This is a genomic window from Algiphilus sp. (assembly GCF_965216485.1).
Classification (GTDB): Bacteria; Pseudomonadota; Gammaproteobacteria; order Nevskiales; family Nevskiaceae; genus Algiphilus.
This window is the reverse complement of the sequence record NZ_OZ244162.1, coordinates 332041-351183: the sequence shown is the minus strand read 5'-3', so window position 1 is coordinate 351183 and position 19143 is coordinate 332041. Positions and strand designations below refer to the sequence as shown.

The following is a 19143-nucleotide window of genomic DNA, read 5'->3' as shown; positions in this document are numbered from 1 at the left end:
GGTCACACTCACATGGTGAGGTCGCTGTGCACGACAAGGGCAAGGCGCGCATGGCCGTCGCGGTCGCTTTATTCGGGGGGCTCTGCGCCAGCGCACTGAGTGTTGCGCAGGCGGGTGAGCCGCATCGACCACCGACGCGCGGCACCATCTTCATTCCGATTGGCAAAGCCAAGGAAGCGGACAAGCCGGTTGCCGCCGAGGCGGAAGCGCCAACGCCGATTCCGGTCTTCGCAAGGGCCGCACCGGCCGAAGCGGCCTGGGCGGCCATCCCGGATGCTGCCGAGCTGGCGCAGGCGCTGCGCGCGCTGGTCGCCCTCGATGCCGACAAGGTGCGGCGCGCGCCCGACATGGCCGCCACGGTGGGCGCGCATCTGCCGCGCTACCGTCTCGCCGAGCCCACCGCCTTGCGTGCCGGTCCGTCGATACAGTCGCAACCGCTCATGCGCCTCACCGCTGGCGACCTGGTCATTCTGCTGACCGTGGAAGGCGACTGGCAGCAGGTCTATGTACCGGCCCTGCATGCCCTCGGCTGGCGTCAACGCGGCTCTGGCGCACATTAAAAAGCCCGCAGCCTGTGAGGCCGCGGGCAGAGAATGCCAGCGCTGAAGGACGGCGAGCGCTTCAGTTGCCGAAGAGCTTGTCGAAGGCCTTGTCCATCAGGCTGTCGGCGGCCTTGTCGGTCTGCTCATCGATTTCCTGTTCGGTCCGGTCGGCGGCACGATCCTGCTGCCGCTCCGCCTTCTCGCCGAAGAAACCACTGATGGCTGCACCGATGCCGCCTTCCCCTTCACTGCCTCCCCCACCGAGTTGTTGCGGCTCCGACGGGAGCTCGAAGCGCGCGGCCGGCGGCGTGCTGCCGCTGATGGCAGTCACGCGCATCTCATTGCCCATGCGCAGGATGCCGCGACCGTCGAGCGCCGCATCCATTTCCGCGGCGCCCGAGGTGTTGGTATTGGTGGCTTCGGCCATCACCTGCGTCATGTGCATGAAGGCCTGCTGCATCTCGCGGGCGCGTTTGTCGCGCGACAGAACCGCCTCCTTCTGCTGCCGGCGCCCTTCGCTGTCGGTAAAGTCGATCACATAGACCTCGCCGGGAATACCCGCCACGGTCTCGCTGCGACCGGTGGCCTTGAGGCCGTGGAAGTCGCCGACATCGTCGCCGGGCGCGGGGGCCTGGCCGGCAAAGCTGCGCATCAGGCTGGAGGCGTCGAAGACCATGCCGCCGGCGACCGAATACATGCGCCCGTCGCGGATCACCATGTAGGTATCGGCTTCTCCCTGCACATTCATGCGCACCCGATCACCGTCGTACTCCAACGACATGGACTGGTCCTGGGAAGCGATGGTGGCGCTACCGCCCGCCAGCGCGGGCGCGGTGAAGCTGACGCTGGCAGCGGTGAGCAGCGCGGTCAGAAAACGGTACGGCATGGAAAACCCCCGGGTGGAACAAGCAATCCGGGGGTTGTAGCACAGGCCGCCATGCCGGCGTGTCCCGCTTTCATGGGGGAGAGGATTCGCGCTTGGGTAGCGACACCTCGCGCTTCTCTGCCTCGGCTTGCAGCAGTAGCGAGCGCAGCGCCGCGAATTCCTGCTCGAGCCGCGCCAGCTGTGCGTTCACTGGCGGTACGCCGTCCAATTCGGAATCCTTCGATACATCCACGTCCATGGCGCTTGCTTCGCGCTGCGTGGTCTGCATGGCGTCCACAATGATGCCAATGAAGAGATTCAGGACGGCAAAGCTGGTGATGACGATAAAGGGAACGAAGAACACCCAGGCCAGCGGATAGAGTTCCATGGTGGGGCGCACGATACCCATCGACCAGCTTTCCAGGGTCATGACCTGGAACAGGGTGTAGGCGGACGCCCCGATGGAGCCAAACCACTCCTGCATCTGGGGGTCCGGATGCATGCCGAAAAGCTTGGTGGCCAGCACCGAGGACACGTAGAAGAACACGGCCAGCACCCCGATGACCGAGGTCATCCCGGGAATGGAGTGGCCGATGGCGGTGATGACGCGCCGCATCTGCGGAACCACCGACAGCAGGCGCAGCACCCGCAGGATGCGCAAGGCGCGAAGGATGGCAAGCGGACCGGTGGCGGGCAGCCAGGCGATGCCGACGATCAGCAGATCGAAGATGTTCCAGCCGGAGCGGAAGAAGGCAAGACGGTGCGCGTAGCCCTTCAGGAGGAGTTCCAGCGTGAAGACCATGAGAATGGCGCGGTCGACGATATGGAGCAGTGCGCCATAGCGCGCCATGATCTCGGAATCGGTTTCCAGACCAAGCGTGACGGCATTGATCAGGATCAGCGTGATGATGACTGTCGTTGCACGGCGGCCTTCGATGAAATCCCGGACGCGCGCCCGCCATGATCTACCGGTGTCCACAACCTGCTCACGCATTGCCGCTCCATGCCTTGCAGAAGGCTTCACGCGGGGCACCATGCCGTCCGCCCGCCTTCGCACCGCTATATAGGGGTGTCAGATTGGCAAAGCAAGAAGAGGGCCAGGGCCGGCAAGGGGCCTGTCAAGACGAATCGAGTGCGGCTCCGCCTCTACGGATGGGCGCCCGGCCGGAGCAACCATGCTTCCGGGTAGTCCGTCCGCAATGCCTCGCGGCGCGCTTCGGCGGCCGCGCGATCCGGAAAGGGCCCAACTGCCGAGCGGAACAGGCCGCCGCGGGCAATGCGCAACACATGGCCTTCATCCGGGGCAATGCCCTGATTCCTGCGCAATACCGCGCGAGCGCTTGCTTCGTCGGTAAAGGCGCCAATCACGACAAACCAGGCCTGTTCGTACTGGTCTGGGGGCGCCGCGCGCTCCACCGGCTTGACACTGCGTGCCGGTGTTTGGAGTACAGGATTCGTATCCGGTGCGGCGGGCGCGGCGGCGGCTGCCGCTGACCCGGCGTCGGCGGAACGGATCGAACTTTCTTCAGGGGGCGTGGAGGAGGGCGCGGGGCTCGATGCCGTGCGCGCGCCTTCCGGAATGGGCGCGGGCCTAAAGGTCACCGGCACGGGGTCGCTGCCGCCATCGGCGCGCGCCAGGCGTGCATTGAGTTCGCTTCGGGTCGGGCGCTCGTGCAACAAGGTGCCATCCTGCAGACGGCGAAGACAGGCGCCGGTGCGTTCCAGCATCAGCGTCTGATTGCTGTCCGGTACCTGCACCTGCGTGGTGCCTCTGAGGGCGCATACACGGTCGCCGTCACCGGCTGCCGCCATCCAGGCTTCGGCATTGACCAGGCGCAGACGCAGGGCGCCGGCGTTGACGCGCAGATCGCGTCCTGCGGGGGCGTCGGCGCGCAGTGCGCCATCGCGCAATTGCACGCGCGCGACCTCAGGTTGATCGGCGGGGAACAGGGCAAGCTCGGCGGGACCGCGCAGGCGCAGCCGGGTGCCGGCGCGCCAGAGGGTCAGGGCGCCACCTTCCTGCAGCTGCAGGCGGGCATCCGCTGCCAGCGGTGCGCCATCGGCGAGTGCTTCACCGGACGTGCTCTCCACCGGGCCAGTCACGCGCTCGGCGCGCCAACCCTGGGCCACCACCGTCGTGCTGACCACGAGCAGGAAGGGAAGAGCCAGCGCGCGCGCCAGTGTTCGCGGTGTTGTCGTCATGGCGGTCATATTCCAATAGGGCAACGCGCCCCTGCAAGCCAGGTGCAAGGATGGGGCCTAGTCGGGATTGGTGGGGCTGGTATTGCGGACGGGGCTGACCGTCGGGGCCAATCCGGTGAACTGCGCAGTAAAGGCCAGCACGTCGCGGGCTTCGGCGATGCGCTGCTGGGTCCCCTTGCCGGCCCCGTGTCCCGCCTTGCGTTCGACGCGCAACAGGATGGGCGCTTCCCCCGACTGCGCCCATTGCAGGCGGGCGGCATATTTGTAGCTGTGTGCGGGGGAGACGCGATCGTCGTGGTCGGCGGTGGTGATCAGCGTTGCCGGATAGTCGGTATTCGGCGCGATGTTGTGATACGGCGAATAGCTGCGCAGTACCGCGAAATCCTCGGCCTTCTCCGGGTCGCCATAGTCCGGCTTCCACGCCCAGCCGATGCTGAAACGATGGAAACGCAGCATGTCCATGACACCCACCGCGGGCACGGCCGCTGCAAACAGGTCGGGGCGCCGGTTGACCACCGCGCCCACCACCATGCCGCCGTTGGAGGCGCCGTGCAGCGCCAACTGCTCGCTGCGCGTGTAGCCGTTGTGGATCAGCCAGCCCGCCGCGGCGATGACGTCGTCGAAGGTCTGCGGCTTGTTGTCGCGGATGCCGGCCTCGTGCCAGGGTGTGCCGTATTCGCCGCCGCCGCGCAGGTTGGCCACCGCCCAGATGCCGCCGGCGTCCACCCACGCCGCGGCGCGGGTCGAAAAGCGCGGCGTCAGCGCAATGTTGAAACCGCCATAACCGTAGAGGATCGTGGGATGGGTGCGGTCAAGATCGAGATCGCGCCGGTGGGTAAGCAGGACCGGGATGCGGGTGCCGTCGCGCGATGTGGCAAAGGCGCGGGTGGTGACGACCGAAGCCGCATCAAAGCGTGGCGGCGGCGCATGTACCAGTGCGGGTGCCAGCGGCGTCTGCGATAGATCGACCCGATAGCTTCGGGTGGGAACCGTGGTCGTGCTGAATCCGTAGTGCAAGGCAGCCTGATTTTGGCGTCCACTCAGGCCGGTCACCGTGCCCAGTCCCGCCAACGGAATACTGTGCACAGTCTCGCCCTGCAGCGAGACCACGCGCAGCACGGAGGCGGCATCGCGCAGGGCGTGCACCACCAGTCGACCGCCGACCATGCGGGCATCACGCAGGACCTCCGTACTTTCCGGCACGAGGGTGCGCCAGTGGCGTCGTTGCGGGGCATTCAGGTCGATGGCGACGATGCGTCCGCGTGCTGCGCCGTCATCGGTCAGCACAAAGACCGTCTCCTGGTGATGACCAACCACCGCGTAGTCGTGTTGCAAGCGGGTCACCAGCGGGATGGCATCCGCGGTGGCGCGGCCGGTCGCATCCACCGGCTGGGCGAAGAGCAGGTTGTGGCGTGTGCCCTCCCAGGCCGCAATCCACAGCCACTGGCCATCCTCGGAGGTCTGCGCGCTGAAGCCCCGCCGCGGATGCTCGGGCGCCTCCCGAATGAGGTGGTCACCCGCGCTGTCCGCGCCATCCTCGTTCAAGCGGTGCAGGCGCAGGCGCTGGTGGGCCAGCGGATCGAACAAGGGGTCGGCGTTTGCCGGCGCTTCCGGATAGCGGGCGTAGAAGATGCCGCGGCTGTCGGCCGTCCAGGCCAGCGAGGAAAACTTGACGCGCTCGATGCGCGTGGGCAGATCCTCGCCGGTGTCGGTGCGCCGGATGCGCAGCGTCCGCCAGTCCGACCCAGACTGCGACAGCGTATAGGCCAACAGCCCACCATCTGGAGACAGGGCGTATTCACCCACCGACACGGGCGGGTCCGTGGCCATGGCGTTCGGGTCAAGCAGCGCCCGGGCCTCGGCCTTGGCGCTGGCCTGCCAGTAGAGCACGGGCTGCTCCTGGAGGCCGCTGTTGGCCTCGAAGACGCGGGCGCCACTGGCCGCGATCTGCGGCAGGCTGCGTCGCGGAGTGTCCCAGATGGCTTCGAGACGTCGGGCGAAGGCGTCGCGCAAGGGCAGGCCGTCGAGATGGTGGGCGCTATAGGCATTCTGTGCCGTCACCCACGCCTGGACCTCAGCAGCATCCGTATCTTCCAGCCAGCGGTAGGGGTCGGCGACGCACTCGCCGTGCAGTTGTTCCACCAGTGCCTGGCGGGGGCGGCCTCGACCCCCGCCTGCGTCGGCGGGACCGGGATCAGCAGGCCGGCGAGCAACCCCAGCGCACACAACAAGGCCCCGCCATGGGCAGGGCCTGTTGAAGGAAAGACTGCGTGGCTGTGGCTAGATGCTGCGCGGCAGAATCTTGATGATGGCATTGCTCAGCTTGGTATACGGCGGGAAGAAGAGCCGGGCCATCATGAAGCGGGTGCGCACCACGGCGCGCTCGTGCGAGAAGGCCTTGAAGCCGAATTCGCCGTGGCCGCTGCCGATGCCGGAGTTGTTGACGCCGCCAAAGGGCAGATTGCCGTGCAGGAAGTGGACCACGGCGTGGTTGATGCAGGCGCCGCCGGAACTGGTGCGCTGCATGACCTCGCGGATGTTGTCGTCCTTCTTGCTCCAGATGTAGAGCGCCAGCGGCTTGGGCGCATCGTTGATCTTGCCGATCACTTCGTCGATGTCGTCATAGCCGATGATGGGCAGCAGCGGGCCGAAGATCTCCTCTTCCATGATCTTGGCGTCGGCCGGAAGGTCGGTCAGCAGCGTGGGCGCGATGTAGCGGTCGTCGTGGTCGACATCGTCGCCATAGAGCACGCGCGCGCCGCGCGTCTTGGCATCGTCGAGCAGGCCGGAGATGCGATGCGTGTGGTTGTGATTGACGATGCGCGCGAGGAAGGGCGATTCCTTGTGCTTTTCGACCGAATCGCCGTAGTACTTCTTGAGTGTCTCGACCGCGGCGTGCACGAACTTCTCGCGGATGCTGTTGTGCACATAGATGTGATCCGGCGCGATACAGGTCTGGCCGTTGTTGGTGTACTTGCCCCACATGATGGTGCGCGCGGCGAGATCGACGTCGGCGCTCTCATCGATGATGGTGGGCGACTTGCCGCCCAGTTCCAGCGTGACGCTGGTGAGATGCTTGGCAGCGGCCGCCATCACGATCTTGCCGACCTGCGGGCTGCCGGTGAAGAAGATGTGATCGAAGGGCAGATCGAGCAGCGTCTGGCTGACGTCGACTTCGCCTTCGAACAGGGCGACTTCGCTCGGGTCGAAGGTCTCGCGCACGATCTTCGCCATCAGCGCGCTCATGTTCGGCGTCATCTCGGAGGGCTTGAGGATCGTCGGACAGCCTGCGGCGAGAGCGGACACCAGCGGCCCGAAGCTGAGATTGAGCGGGTAGTTCCACGGCGAGATGATCAGCGCGCGTCCCTTCGGCTCGTACTGCATGTAGGCCTTGGTGCCGAGCATCATGCGGGTGGGCGGCACGCTCTTGGACTTCATCCACTTCTTGAGGTGGCGCTTGGCGTCCTTGGCCTCCATGTAGATCGGGAGGATTTCGGTGATGTGCACCTCTTCCGCCGGCTTGCGGAAGTCGGCGGCGCCGGCCGCGACGATCTCATCGGTATGTGCTTCGACCGCATCGACCAGCCGCTGGATACGCGCCAGGCGTTCCTCGGCGGTGGACTGACGCCAGGCCAGCATGGTGTCGCGCTGCTGCGCGAAGATGCGGCGGATTTCGTCGTGGTCCGCCGAGGCGACGGGGGTGGTTTCGAGGGCTTGGGCAGCCTTGTTCATGCGGGTCTCCTGCAATGCGGCCTTAACGCTTGTTCAATGAGTATGCCACTGCCTGGTGTCAAGGAGAAAGCACCTGCACTTTTTTCTCCAAGCTGCATACACTGCACGCACTAGTAAATAGGCATCGCTTCAAGCACAGGGAGAAGACATGAAACGCCTCAAGCCCATGGATGCGGCGTGGCTCTACGTCGATACCGCCAATACGCCCATGCATGTGGCCGGGTTGCAGATTTTCTCCCTGCCGGAGGACGCACCTGAGGATTTCCTGCGCAATCTTTCAGAGGAAGCGCGCGCCTCACGCAGTTTCGCGCCGCCGTGGAATCTGCGCCTCAAGCCTTCGCCGCTGCGCGGTGTGTTGCCGGCGTGGGAGCGGGACGACGATCTTGATATCGACTATCACTTCCGCCACTCCGCGCTGCCGGCGCCGGGCGGTGAGCGCGAACTCGGCGTGCTCATCTCGCGCCTGCATAGCCATCCGATGGATGTCTCGCGGCCGCTCTGGGAGTGCCACCTGATCGAAGGCCTGGAAGGCGGGCGCTTCGCGCTCTACACCAAGATGCATCATGCGCTGGTCGATGGCGTCGGCGGCATGCGCATGGTGCAGCGGGCAATGAGCACCGACCCCTCGGCATCCTTTCGTCCGCCATGGAGCGTTGGCGCCGACTACGCCAAGAAGCGCGACACGGGCACGGCCTCCAGCGCCGCGCTGGCGACGCCGAGTCTGCGCGGATTCGCCAGCGGCATTCCTTCGGCCGCGCGCGCGCTGATCGCCTCCTATCGCGCCGGCTCCAGCGACGGTGACGCCCAGGTCGCGCCCTTCGATGCGCCGCGCTCGGTGCTCAACAAGCGCATCTCGGCGCAGCGCCGCTTTGCCACCCAGCAATACGACATGCGCCGGCTCAAGAAAGTGGCGGAGGGCTGCGGCGGCACCATCAATGACGTCGTCCTCGCCATCTGTGCCGGCTCGCTGCGGCGCTATCTGAAGGAAGCCAATCAGCTGCCGCGGCGCTCGCTGACCGCGGGCATCCCGGTGTCGGTCCGCCCCAAGGACGATGTGGCGGTGGGCACTGCCATCAGTTTCATCATCGCCTCGCTGGCCACCGATATCGCCGACCCGCGCAAGCGCCTGGAAGCCATCGTGGCCTCCACCGATCGCGCCAAGAAGCATCTGCAGGCACTGCCCAAGGAAGCCCTCGATCAGTACACCATGCTGTTGATGGGGCCCTATATCTGGCAGTTGCTGATGCATCTGGGCGGTCGCACGCCGCCCATGTTCAACCTGGCCATTTCCAATGTGCCGGGGCCGAAGGAAACGCTCTATCTCGGTGGTGCACGGCTGGAGGCGATGTACCCGGTCTCCCTGGTTTCGCATGGGCAGGGTCTGAACATCACCTGCGTCAGCTACGTCGACACGCTCAACTTCGGCTTTACCGGCTGTCGCGACACGCTGCCCAGCATGCAGCGGCTGGCGGTCTATACCAGCGAGGCGCTCGACGAACTCGAGCGCCTGTGTAGCTAGCCGCCCTGTTGCGCCGGCGTATTCGGCCAGAGATGCCGGCCGTAGCGGTAATAGCCCTGGACGTTGAGCAGGCGGCTGTCGGCATCGGCGTCGACCGGGATCAGTTCGTGCTCGATCAAAGGCTGCAGATAGGGCAGTAGGGCCGCGCCGCCGCCGCCAGCGATGATGACGGCGTCGAGGTCCCAGTCGTCGGCCCACAGGCGGTTGAGCTCGGTCGCTACGCGCGTTGCCAGTGCGCTGAAGGCGCGCTCGGTGAGCTTGTTGAGGTCGTAGCGTTTGCCCTTGATCTTGATGCTGCCGCGATCGATGGCCTCGTACAGGCGATAGAGCTCCACCTGAACCCCCGACTGTTCGGTGAGGTTGTTGGCGATGGCGGTGTAGGCCAGCGAAATGCCGGCGTCCGAGGACTGCGAGCCGCGCTCGGAATAGCGCGTACGGTCCGAGATGGCGTAGTCCGCAGTGCGGAAGCCAATATCGATGATGCCGATCTTGTCGGTCACGAAGCGCTGCACCGCACCCTTGCCCTGGTCGTTGAGCATGTGGCGGAACAGCGCGCCGAAGGGCTGCGGAATCACGCGCACCTTTTCGACATGAATCTGCTTGCTTTCCTTGCTGCCGTCGGCATTCGTCAGCGTGACCTGATGACGCTGCTGAAGTAAGGCGGCCAGGCCGTCACGATGCCGGCGCAGGAAGCTGATCGGCAGACCCGTGACCACCCGCAGCGGCTCGCCGGAGGGCACCATCGGTGCGAGGGCAGCAGCAGCCAGGACGCGGGCATAGCGGGTCAGAAGCTGTTGCTGGTCGAGAGTGAAGCCACGACCCCGCGAGCCGGCTTCGGCGGTTTCGCCAATGAAATAGGCCTCATCGCCGATGGTGATCTGCCGATGGGCGCGCGCGCTCTCGGTGGCCAGCGAGATGGGATTGGTGAAGGCGGCTTCGGCCGCTTCCCCGACCACCGACTTGAAGATCTGCTGATTGCGGCCATCGGTGGCCTTGGTGAAGCCGAAACCGATGTCGAGTCCGACCACTTGCATGTCTGCGCCCCTTGCGATTGGATGACGCCTTCTATCACGCTCGTTGCGCATGCGCCAACGCGCCCGGTCTTCCATGCATCGTCGACGAGAACGCCCATGAAACTGCTCCGTACCCCCGAGGAGCGCTTCGCCCGGTTGCCGGACTTCCCCTACGCGCCGCACTACACCGATCTGGACGGCGTGCGCATGGCCCACGTCGAGGACGGCCCGAAGGATGGCCCGGTGGTGCTCCTGCTGCACGGCGAGCCCACCTGGAGCTTTCTCTACCGGCATATGATTCCGCCGCTCGCTCAGGCCGGCATGCGCGCCATGGCGCCGGATCTGATCGGTTTCGGGCGCAGCGACAAGCCCACCCGGGTGTCGGATTATTCCTATCAACGCCATGTCGACTGGGTGTGGCAATGGGTCGAGGCACAGGGCCTGCGGGAGATCACCCTGTTCTGCCAGGACTGGGGCTCGCTGATCGGGCTGCGCCTGGCCGGAAGCTATCCGGAGCGCTTCGCGCGCGTCGTGGTCGGCAACGGCATGCTGCCCACGGCTGAGCATGGCGTACCGCTGGCCTTTCATCTGTGGCGCGCCTTTGCCCTCTACGCGCCCATCTTCCCCGCCGGCCGTATTGTCGACATCGGCTCGGCGCGCAGGCTGAGCAAGGCAGAGCGCCAGGCCTATGACGCCCCCTTTCCGTCGTCGCGCTATCAAGCCGGCGCGCGTGCCTTCCCGGCGCTGGTGCCGACCCATGCCAATGACCCCGCAGTGCCGGCCAACCGGGCTGCCTGGCAGGTGCTGGGCAATTTCCACAAGCCCTTCCTGACGGTTTTCGGCACGGGTGATCCGATTCTCGGCCGCGCCGACCGCGCGCTGCAGCGCCATGTGCCGGGCGCGGCCGGGCAGCCGCACGACCGGCTTCCGGGCGGGCACTTCATCCAGGAGGACCAGGGTCCGGCGCTGGCGCAGCGTATTCTTGCGCTCATTCGTGCCACCACCCTGCACACAGCCGAACTCCCGTCATGAGCGCCAGCGGCAACCTTCACTTCTCCAAGATGCATGGGCTGGGCAACGACTTCGTCGTTGTCGACGCCACCGCCCAGGCCTTCACCCCGGATGCCGGGCAACTGCAATGGCTGTGCGACCGCCATCGCGGCGTCGGTGCGGATCAGGTGCTGGTGCTGGATCCGCCGAGCCAGCCCGACGTGGATTTCGACTACCGCATCTACAACGCCGACGGCAGCCCCTCCGGCCAGTGCGGCAATGGGGCGCGCTGCCTGATGCGCTTCATCGAGCATCGCGGGCTGTCCGACGCGCATCAGGTGCAGGTACGTACCAGCGATACCACCATGCGGCTGCGTCGCTGCGATGATGGCCCGATCTGCGTTGAACTCGCGCCGCCGGCGCTTGATCCCGCCGCATTGCCCAGCCAGCTGCGCGAGACGGCGGCCGCCGAATACACCGTCGAGGTTCCCGGCCATGGCGTACAGCGCCTCGGCCTGGTGCAGGTGGGAAATCCTCACGCCGTACTCCTGGTCGACGATGTGGACCAGGCACCGGTGGAGGCGCTGGGGCGTGCCCTGCAGGCCATGCCGCTGTTCCCGGCGTCGGTGAATGTGGGCTTCCTGCAGGTGCTCGATCGTCGTCATGCTCGCCTGCGCGTCTACGAGCGCGGGGCCGGCGAGACCCTGGCCTGTGGCAGCGGCGCCTGCGCCGCCGCCGTGTCGGGCATGCTTCGCGGCGTGCTGGATGCGGAGGCCACCCTACATCTGCGCGGTGGTGATCTGCGCATCGGCTGGGAGGGTTCGCTATCCTCCCTGGATGCGCCGATCGCGATGACCGGTGCCGCCACTCATGTATTTGATGGTTGTCTGACATGGCCGAATCCGTAGCACCGCGCACCGACGCCGATACGCCCGAACTCGACGCGGACGCCGTGCACGCCTGGTTGCTGGCCCATCCCGAGTTCTTCTCGCACCGTCCGGATGTGCTCGAGGCCGCCGATCTGCACCACGCCAGCGGCAGCGCCAGCTCCCTGATCGAGCGTCAGGTGGAATGGCTGCGCGCCAAGAACGCGCGGCTCGACGCCCGGCTGCATCAGCTCATGGACACCGCGCGCGACAACGAGACCCGCGCCCGCAAGATCCTGCGCGTGGCACAGATGCTGCTGCGCGCGCCGACTCTGGCGGTGATGGTGGTGCAGTTGCGCAAGCTGCTGCGCGAGGAATTCGATATCGACGATATCTTTCTGGGTGTGCTCGCTCCCAAGCTGCGCCGCAACGACATCGACGGCCTGACGCGCATCGACGCCAAGGGCAGTGTCGCGCGCGCCTTCGACAACAGCTTCCGGACGCGGCTGATTGAGACCGGTCCGCTCGACGACGCCCGCGCACGCCTGGTTTTCCCGCGCGCCAAGGTGCTGCCGGCCTCGGCGGCCGTGGTGCCGCTCGACAAGCAGGAGATCATCGGCCTGCTGGTGCTGGGAACCCAGGACGCCAAGCGCTTCACCGAGGAGCAGGGCAAGCTTTTCCTGGAAATGCTGGCCGAACTGGTGACCGCCAGCCTGCGTGCGCGCCTGGGCTAGGCCATGAATCTGGCGGCGGGTGGCGCGGAGTATCTGCACGCCCTGCGCCATCTGCGGCGCGCCTCACCGCACAGCGTCGCAGCCGCGGAGCGCGACCTGGCGCGCTTCCAGGCCTTTGCCGAAGGCCAGGGGGTTAACACGGTCGACCAGGTCGATGTCCACCTCGTGCGCCGCTTTGTGGCCGATTGCGCCTGGGCCGGCCACAAGCCGACCAGCATCGCCCGCTACCTGTCGACGGTGCGCAGCTTCTACCAGTGGCTGATCGAAGGGGGCGCCGCCGAGCGCAACCCGGCGCAGGGCGTGCGCGCGCCCAAGGCGCAGAAGCGGCTGCCACGCACCCTGTCGCGCGAGCAGGCGGGCGCGCTGGCCGAGGCAGAGCCGGACGACCACAGCCCCATCGCCTGTCGCGATCGCGCCATCGTCGAACTGTTCTACTCCAGCGGTCTGCGCTTGAGTGAACTGGCCGCCATCGATTTGCACGATCTCGATCCGGGCGGTGAACTGCGTGTCACCGGCAAGGGGGACAAGACGCGCATTGTCCCGGTCGGAAGGCTGGCGCGCGAGGCGCTGCGGGCGTGGTGCCGGCAGCGTGCCAGACTGGCGCGGCCGGGCGAGGCGGCGCTCTTCGTGTCCAGCCGTGGCACGCGTCTGTCGCGCCGAAGCATCCAGCAACGCCTGGCGCAGCGCGCCAAACGCGCCGGCCTGGGCGTGCGCGTGCATCCGCATCGGCTGCGCCATGCCTTCGCCACGCACATGCTCGAAGGCAGTGGCGATCTGCGCGCGGTACAGGAACTGCTGGGCCACGCCAGCCTGTCCAGTACGCAGATCTATACCCAGCTCGACTTCGATCATTTGTCTCGTGTCTACCGCGATGCGCACCCGCGTGCGCGGCGGAAACCGGATTCGGACGACGATCGCGCTTGATTTGCAGGCATCCGCCCCAAGGTAGACGGGTCGGACATGAAGGAGCGCGCGCGAGCATGCAGCAATTCGATGGCACCACCATTCTCTGCGTACGTCGCGGCAACGAAGTTGCCATCGGCGGCGACGGCCAGGTCAGCATGGGCAATACCACCGTCAAGGGCAATGCGCGCAAGGTGCGCCGGCTCTATAACGAACAGGTCATTGCCGGCTTTGCCGGCGGCACGGCCGATGCCTTCACCCTGTTCGAGCGTTTCGAGGGCAAGCTGGAACAGCACGGCGGCAATCTGTTGCGCTCGGCGGTGGAACTGGCCAAGGACTGGCGCACCGATCGCATGCTGCGCCGACTGGAGGCCATGCTGCTGGTAGCCGACGCCCAGACCTCGCTGATGATCACCGGCAACGGCGATGTCATGGAGCCCGAGGGTGGCGTCATGGCCATCGGTTCCGGCGGCCCCTTCGCCCAGGCCGCCGCGCGTGCCCTGTTCGACAACACCGAGCTTTCCGCCGCCGACATCGTCGACAAGGCGATGCACATCGCGGCCGACATTTGCATCTACACCAACCATTCCCTGACGGTGGAGCGTATTCCCACCGCGGACCAGGCCTAGGACCGCCATGAATGACATGACGCCCACCGCAGCGGGCACCCAACCCGGCACCGTAATGACGCCGCGCCAGATCGTCGACGAGCTGGATCGCCACATCGTCGGCCAGGCCGAAGCCAAGCGCGCCGTTGCCATTGCCTTGCGCAACCGCTGGCGCCGGCAGCAGATCGCCGAGGATATCCGCGCGGAAATCACGCCCAAGAACATCCTCATGATCGGGCCGACCGGTGTTGGCAAGACCGAGATCGCGCGCCGGCTCGCAAAGCTCGCCAAGGCGCCCTTCATCAAGGTGGAAGCGACCAAGTTCACCGAAGTCGGCTACGTCGGCAAGGATGTGGAGTCGATCATCCGTGATCTGGTCGATGCCTCGGTGAAGCAGGCGCGCGAGATCGCCATGGAAGGCGTGCGCGCCCAGGCGGAGCAGGCGGCCGAGGAACGCATCCTGGATGCCCTGGTGCCGCCCGCCAAACAGTACGGCGAGTCCGGCAGCAATCAGAGCAGCAGCGAAGGCAGCGCGGCGCGCCAGGTCTTCCGCAAGCAGCTGCGCGAGGGCAAGCTCAACGACAAGGAGGTCGAGCTCAGCCTGCAGGGCAACAACCCGCGCATGGAGATCATGGGACCGCCCGGCATGGAGGAAATGACGCAGCAGCTGCAATCCATGTTCCAGAGCATGCAGTCCAAGCATCAGCAGTCGCGCAAGATCACCATCGGCAAGGCGTGGAAGCCGCTGGTCGACGAGGAGGCGGCCCGCCTCATCGACGAAGACGCGATCAAGAGCGAGGGCCTCAAGAATGCCGAGGAGAACGGTATCGTCTTCCTCGACGAGATCGACAAGGTCTGCAAGCGCGGCGACTACAGCGGCGGCGGCGATGTCTCGCGCGAAGGCGTCCAGCGCGATCTGCTGCCGCTGGTGGAAGGCTCCACGGTCTCCACCAAGTATGGTTCGGTGCACACCGATCACATTCTGTTCATCGCCAGCGGTGCCTTCCACGTCGCCAAGCCTTCCGATCTGATCCCGGAGCTGCAGGGCCGTCTGCCCATCCGTGTCGAACTGAAGCCGCTCAAGGTGGACGACTTCAAGCGCATTCTGACCGAGCCGCGGCACGCCCTCACCCAGCAGTACCGTGCGTTGATGTCCACCGAGGGCGTCGAGGTTGCCTTCACCGATGACGGCATTCAGCGTCTGGCCGAGACGGCCTGGCGGGTCAACGAATCGACCGAGAACATCGGCGCGCGCCGGCTGCATACCGTACTGGAGCGACTGATGGAGCAGTTGGCCTTCGATGCGCCGGACCACGCCAGCGGGACGGTCACCATCGACGCGGCCTACGTCGACGAGCGCCTGGCCGACGTTGCGGCCGACGAAGATCTCTCGCGCTACGTGCTCTGATGCAGCCGCCGGTCCGCATCGCCCGCCGCAAGTCGGCACGCACGCTCAAGGTTACCTGGGCCGATGGGCGGGAGGACGAGCTGTCCTGGGAGTTCCTGCGCGTGCACAGCCCCTCGGCCGAAGTGCAGGGCCATGGTCGGCCCGTGGTGGTGCCGGGCAAGAAGCAGGTCGGGCTCGACCGCATCGAGCCCGTTGGCCAGTACGCGGTCAAGCTCGTCTTCGACGACGGCCACGATACCGGGCTCTACACCTGGGAACTGCTCGAGCGATTCGGGCGTGAGGGCGACGATCTCTGGCAGCACTATCTGCAGGCTCTGAAGGAGCTCGGCATGTCGCGCGAATCCGAAGTGGCCAGCCTCAAATCCCTGCACCATCGGGCCAGGGAGTAGCGCGCAGCGCCGTGCAGACGGCGTGCTGCAGGTGCGGCCACTCCGGGTGGTCCACCCAGCGCTGATTGATCTCGATTTCGAGCCCGGCATAAACCGTTCCCGGCAGCTGCCGGCGCAGCGCGGTGGTATGCCCGTCGGCGCAGCCGCGATAGGGCTGATTGCGGTGCACGGTCCAGGCGCCTGCAGCGCGCAGTGTCTGCACGAGGGCGCTGGCCAGCGCCCGCTCGAGTGGGCGGCGCGGGTCATAGAGCAGGCCGATATCGGTGTGCCGCGTGACGCCATCGAGGCAGGGCGTGAAACTGTGCACGGACAGGTGCAGGCAGGGCAGGCGTGCCTCCACGGCCTCCCGAACCGCGCGGCGGAAGGGCTGGTAATAGCGCGCCACGATGGCGGCCCGCTCGGTAGCCCCCAGCGCTTGGCTCGCAGTGGAAAATAGCTGACGGTGGTGCGTGGAGCGGTTCAGGTCCACCAGCAGGCGGCTGTACTGGCCCGCGTGCAGGGGCGCGTCGAGGGCGACGGCCAGGGCTTTGGCAAGGTCGAGGGCGCCCGCATCCCAGCCGCGGTGACTGTTGCGCACCGCTTCCGGAACCAGATCGCGATAGGCCGGTGGCAGGTCGTGCGCGGCGTGCTCGCAGCTCACCACCACTCCGGCCGGCATCAGTCGAAGGCCGTGTTCTGCTGCAGGCAATCCGCCATGCGCCGGTAGACCGGCCGCAGCGTTTCGCGCGATACCGACGGTCCCACGGCCTGCACGAGGCGGCTGGCCAGCGTGCCGTGGCGCAGCCAGTGCTCGCAGTGCCGGCCCGCCGCGGCAGACAGGCCGCCGGCGGCGGCCGCCTCTTCGATCAGCCGTTCCCAGAGCTGCCAGCCCGAAGCCGCGTCGCCGCCATAGCCGAACAAGGCCAGATAGGCGCGGTCCTCGATCCGTACCCCTTCGGCGTGGCGCACCGATTGCTGATACCAGTGCACCAGCCGGTCCTGCGCCATGCGCGCCTGCGCAGTGCCGCTGGACCAGCGTTCCTCCACCAGCCCGCGTGCCACCGCCACCACCAGCTCGGCGAGGGCGAGGTCGGCTGCCGGGGATTCCTGGGTATCCATGACCCGGATCTCGATGCAATTGCGCGAAAAGCGCACGATGGCGCCGCGGGCATTGGTCCACTCGGCCTCCAGCAATCCCTCGGGATCGTGCGCGGCCATGTCGCGCAGGATCGGCGCCAGCACGCGTTCGTGATAGGCATCGATGGTGAAGACGGGTTCAGGGATGACCTGCGCGGTGATCGAAGGTACCCGTGCGCAGTTGCCGGCATAGACCGTGAGCCGATGGTTGGGCGTGTGGGCGGCAGCGGCTTCCACAAAGGGCGAGGCGGCTGTCAGCGCCGGCAGCAAGGGCATCAGCACGCGCACCGCCGCCATCAAGTGACCAAAGGCCGCGTCGCCGTGAAAGGGCAGATTGATCTGCTGGCTCTGCAGATTGGACCAGCCATGACCGCGGCAGTCGAAGACCTGGTCAAAGAGGCGGTAAATGGCGTCCTGCCCGTGCGGGAACTGCTGGAACTCGCGTTCCGGTTGCATCCAGGGATGCATGGGCCCGGGGAGTAGGCAGAGCCCCTCCGGTGCCAGGCGGGCATTGATCTTGCGCGCGGCCTCGCCGAAGAGGCTGTCCGCACCGTCAAGGGCGGATAGCGGTCCGGTGGATTTGGCTTCGATGAGGTGGCGTGCGAGTTCGTTGGTCCAGGTGACCGCGCCGTCTTCGAATTCGGTGGCGCCGTGGCCTGCGACACCGGCCAGCAGGTGGTCCGCCACCGGGCGGACATCCAGGCTGTGCGCATCCACGATCATCCACTCGATCTCGATGCCATAGCCTTCCCACAGGTCAAGATCGTCGCGCTCAGCCACGGTCGCTGCCCTCGCCATTGCCGCTGGCTGCCTTGCGCGCCGCCACCCGGCGCGCGAACTCCGCCATGATGCGGTCGTAGAGGGCGTCGCCGAGCACTTCGTCCTCGATGCCGCCATCGATGCTGGGGTTGTCGTTGACTTCGATGACCATGAATCGGTTGCCCACCTGCTTGATATCCACCCCGTAGAGTCCGTCGCCAATCACGCGCGCCGCCGCCACCGCGGTGCGCAGCAGCGCCGGCGGCGCCGCCTCGACCGGTAGCGTGTCGGTATTGCCCTCGTCCTTCTTGCCTTCCGGCCCGTGGCGCACGATCTGCCAGTGCGCCTCCGCCATGTGATAGCGGCAGACGTAGAGCGGCACGCCGGCAAGGATGCCCACCCGCCAGTCGAAGGCGGTGGGCACGAAACCTTGGGCGACGATGAGGTCGGAGCCGGAAAGCAGACGCTCCAGCGCGCTGTGCAATTCCTGCCGCGTCTCGGCCTTGACCACGCCGCGGGAGAAAGCGCTGTCGGGCTGCTTCAGCACGCAGGGCAGACCCAGACGGGCTTCGACCTGATCCATATTGCCGCGATGCACGATCAGCGTGGGCGGCGTGGCGACGCCGGCCCGCGCCAGGCGTTCGGCCAGAAAGACCTTGTTGGTGCAGCGCAGGATGGATACCGGATCGTCCATGACCACAAGGCCTTCTGCAGCGGCGCGGCTGGCGAAGCGGTAGGTATGGTGGTTAACCCGCGTGGTTTCGCGAATGAAGAGGGCGTCGTAGGCAGGAATCTCGGCGAAGTCGTTGCGGTCGATGCGTTCGATCTGAAAGCCGTTGCGGCGTGCTGCTTTCTCGAAGGCCGCCAACGCCTGCGCATTGGAGGGCGCGTCGTGTTCCGCCTCTGCCACCAGCATGGCCATGTCGTAGCCGCCTTCTCGCTTTGGCGCGGTGGTGCGTCGGCGCTTGCCCAGCCAGGCGCGGGCGGCATCGCCAAGAAAGGCGCGGTGCGAATCGGGCACTTCATCGAGGCCCAGGGCGCGCAGGCTGGTCAGCCGCCAGGCTTTGCCGCGTCGGAACTGGGCGCGCAGCATGGGTGAGGGGAACAGATTGTACAACGCCCGCGCCAGGCGCTGATGGCGCGCCGCCAGGTTCTGTCCGAAGTAGATGGACAGCTCGAACTGCTCCGAGGCGATGGGCCGCAGGCTGCGCTCGATGGCCTCTTCCAGCTCGTCGCCGGCCAGCCGCGCCAGCGTGGTGGTCTTCAGGTTCTGGATGGTGGCGACATCGGGCAGCGGGCGGTGGCCGCGTGCCGCCGCCAGAAGGGAGACGTAGTAGCCGCTGCGCTGATAGCGATAGGAACGGCACAGGTTGTAGACGCGCAGGCCAGGGGGGTAGCTGCGGTCCTCGGCGGCCAGATAGTCGCGCGCGGCCACCACCGTGACGCCGGGGATCTCGGTGGTCCAGTCCGACAGCATGTCGACGACAAGGATGGTCT

The 19143-nt window shown here is 66.6% G+C and carries 18 protein-coding genes; 9 read left to right on the top strand and 9 right to left on the bottom strand.

The window, feature by feature from the left end; translation table 11 throughout:
• The first annotated feature begins 26 nt into the window (after positions 1-26).
• Positions 27-560 (top strand): hypothetical protein, encoded by a 534-nt coding sequence (locus ACOOFO_RS01610; protein ID WP_420427915.1) that lies wholly within the window; start codon positions 27-29, stop codon positions 558-560.
• Between the two features lie 61 nt (positions 561-621).
• Here ACOOFO_RS01610 and ACOOFO_RS01605 read toward each other — a convergent pair whose 3' ends face one another.
• The 5 genes from ACOOFO_RS01605 to ACOOFO_RS01585 form a co-directional block, all read right to left on the bottom strand.
• A complete protein-coding gene (locus ACOOFO_RS01605) occupies positions 622-1428 on the bottom strand; it encodes a hypothetical protein (protein WP_420427914.1) in 807 nt (268 codons plus the stop codon).
• A 70-nt stretch (positions 1429-1498) separates the two neighbouring features.
• On the bottom strand, positions 1499-2401 hold the full coding sequence (locus ACOOFO_RS01600; protein WP_420427913.1) for an ion transporter: 903 nt from the start codon (positions 2399-2401) through the stop codon (positions 1499-1501).
• 152 nt (positions 2402-2553) lie between these two features.
• The gene (locus ACOOFO_RS01595) at positions 2554-3609 is read right to left on the bottom strand and encodes an SPOR domain-containing protein (protein WP_420427912.1); all 1056 of its coding nucleotides are present in this window, start codon (positions 3607-3609) and stop codon (positions 2554-2556) included.
• A gap of 57 nt (positions 3610-3666) precedes the next feature.
• Positions 3667-5751, bottom strand: a complete 2085-nt coding sequence (locus tag ACOOFO_RS01590; RefSeq protein WP_420427911.1) for a prolyl oligopeptidase family serine peptidase — start codon at positions 5749-5751, stop codon at positions 3667-3669.
• Between the two features lie 138 nt (positions 5752-5889).
• Entirely contained in the window at positions 5890-7341 is a 1452-nt protein-coding gene (locus ACOOFO_RS01585; RefSeq protein WP_420427910.1) for an aldehyde dehydrogenase family protein, read from the bottom strand.
• Between the two features lie 148 nt (positions 7342-7489).
• Here ACOOFO_RS01585 and ACOOFO_RS01580 point away from each other — a divergent pair, with 148 nt between their 5' ends.
• A complete protein-coding gene (locus ACOOFO_RS01580; RefSeq protein ID WP_420427909.1) occupies positions 7490-8860 on the top strand; it encodes a WS/DGAT/MGAT family O-acyltransferase in 1371 nt (456 codons plus the stop codon).
• Here the strand turns inward: ACOOFO_RS01580 and ACOOFO_RS01575 are convergent.
• The gene (locus tag ACOOFO_RS01575) at positions 8857-9894 is read right to left on the bottom strand and encodes a hypothetical protein (RefSeq protein WP_420427908.1); all 1038 of its coding nucleotides are present in this window, start codon (positions 9892-9894) and stop codon (positions 8857-8859) included. The genes ACOOFO_RS01580 and ACOOFO_RS01575 overlap by 4 nt on opposite strands.
• A gap of 96 nt (positions 9895-9990) precedes the next feature.
• On the opposite strand from ACOOFO_RS01575, the gene ACOOFO_RS01570 reads away from it, so the two are divergent.
• Genes ACOOFO_RS01570 through ACOOFO_RS01540 form a run of 7 tightly spaced genes read left to right on the top strand, consistent with a single transcriptional unit; the run spans position 9991 to position 15771 of the window.
• Complete coding sequence (locus ACOOFO_RS01570; RefSeq protein ID WP_420427907.1) at positions 9991-10905, top strand: haloalkane dehalogenase; 915 nt, start codon at positions 9991-9993, stop codon at positions 10903-10905.
• Positions 10902-11771 carry a diaminopimelate epimerase gene (gene dapF / locus ACOOFO_RS01565; protein WP_420427906.1) on the top strand — a complete coding sequence of 290 codons (870 nt, stop codon included), beginning with the start codon at positions 10902-10904 and terminating at the stop codon, positions 11769-11771. Before ACOOFO_RS01570 ends, dapF begins: the two co-directional genes overlap by 4 nt.
• A complete protein-coding gene (locus tag ACOOFO_RS01560) occupies positions 11756-12463 on the top strand; it encodes a DUF484 family protein (protein WP_420427905.1) in 708 nt (235 codons plus the stop codon). Before dapF ends, ACOOFO_RS01560 begins: the two co-directional genes overlap by 16 nt.
• A 3-nt stretch (positions 12464-12466) precedes the next feature.
• On the top strand, positions 12467-13387 hold the full coding sequence (xerC, locus tag ACOOFO_RS01555) for a tyrosine recombinase XerC (protein ID WP_420427904.1): 921 nt from the start codon (positions 12467-12469) through the stop codon (positions 13385-13387).
• A gap of 56 nt (positions 13388-13443) precedes the next feature.
• A complete protein-coding gene (gene hslV / locus ACOOFO_RS01550) occupies positions 13444-13995 on the top strand; it encodes an ATP-dependent protease subunit HslV (RefSeq protein ID WP_420427903.1) in 552 nt (183 codons plus the stop codon).
• Positions 13996-14002: 7 nt separating this feature from the next.
• Positions 14003-15382 carry an ATP-dependent protease ATPase subunit HslU gene (gene hslU, locus ACOOFO_RS01545; RefSeq protein WP_420427902.1) on the top strand — a complete coding sequence of 460 codons (1380 nt, stop codon included), beginning with the start codon at positions 14003-14005 and terminating at the stop codon, positions 15380-15382.
• Complete coding sequence (locus ACOOFO_RS01540; protein WP_420427901.1) at positions 15382-15771, top strand: gamma-butyrobetaine hydroxylase-like domain-containing protein; 390 nt, start codon at positions 15382-15384, stop codon at positions 15769-15771. Before hslU ends, ACOOFO_RS01540 begins: the two co-directional genes overlap by 1 nt.
• Here the strand turns inward: ACOOFO_RS01540 and ACOOFO_RS01535 are convergent.
• Genes ACOOFO_RS01535 through ACOOFO_RS01525 form a run of 3 tightly spaced genes read right to left on the bottom strand, consistent with a single transcriptional unit; the run spans position 15740 to position 19123 of the window.
• On the bottom strand, positions 15740-16411 hold the full coding sequence (locus ACOOFO_RS01535; RefSeq protein WP_420427900.1) for an N-formylglutamate amidohydrolase: 672 nt from the start codon (positions 16409-16411) through the stop codon (positions 15740-15742). The two genes, ACOOFO_RS01540 and ACOOFO_RS01535, sit on opposite strands and share 32 nt — an antisense overlap.
• Before the next feature lie 17 nt (positions 16412-16428).
• Positions 16429-17667 carry a glutamate-cysteine ligase family protein gene (locus tag ACOOFO_RS01530; protein ID WP_420427899.1) on the bottom strand — a complete coding sequence of 413 codons (1239 nt, stop codon included), beginning with the start codon at positions 17665-17667 and terminating at the stop codon, positions 16429-16431.
• Positions 17660-19123, bottom strand: a complete 1464-nt coding sequence (locus ACOOFO_RS01525; RefSeq protein WP_420427898.1) for a RimK family protein — start codon at positions 19121-19123, stop codon at positions 17660-17662. The genes ACOOFO_RS01530 and ACOOFO_RS01525 overlap by 8 nt, the downstream gene beginning before the upstream one ends.
• Positions 19124-19143 lie beyond the last annotated feature (20 nt).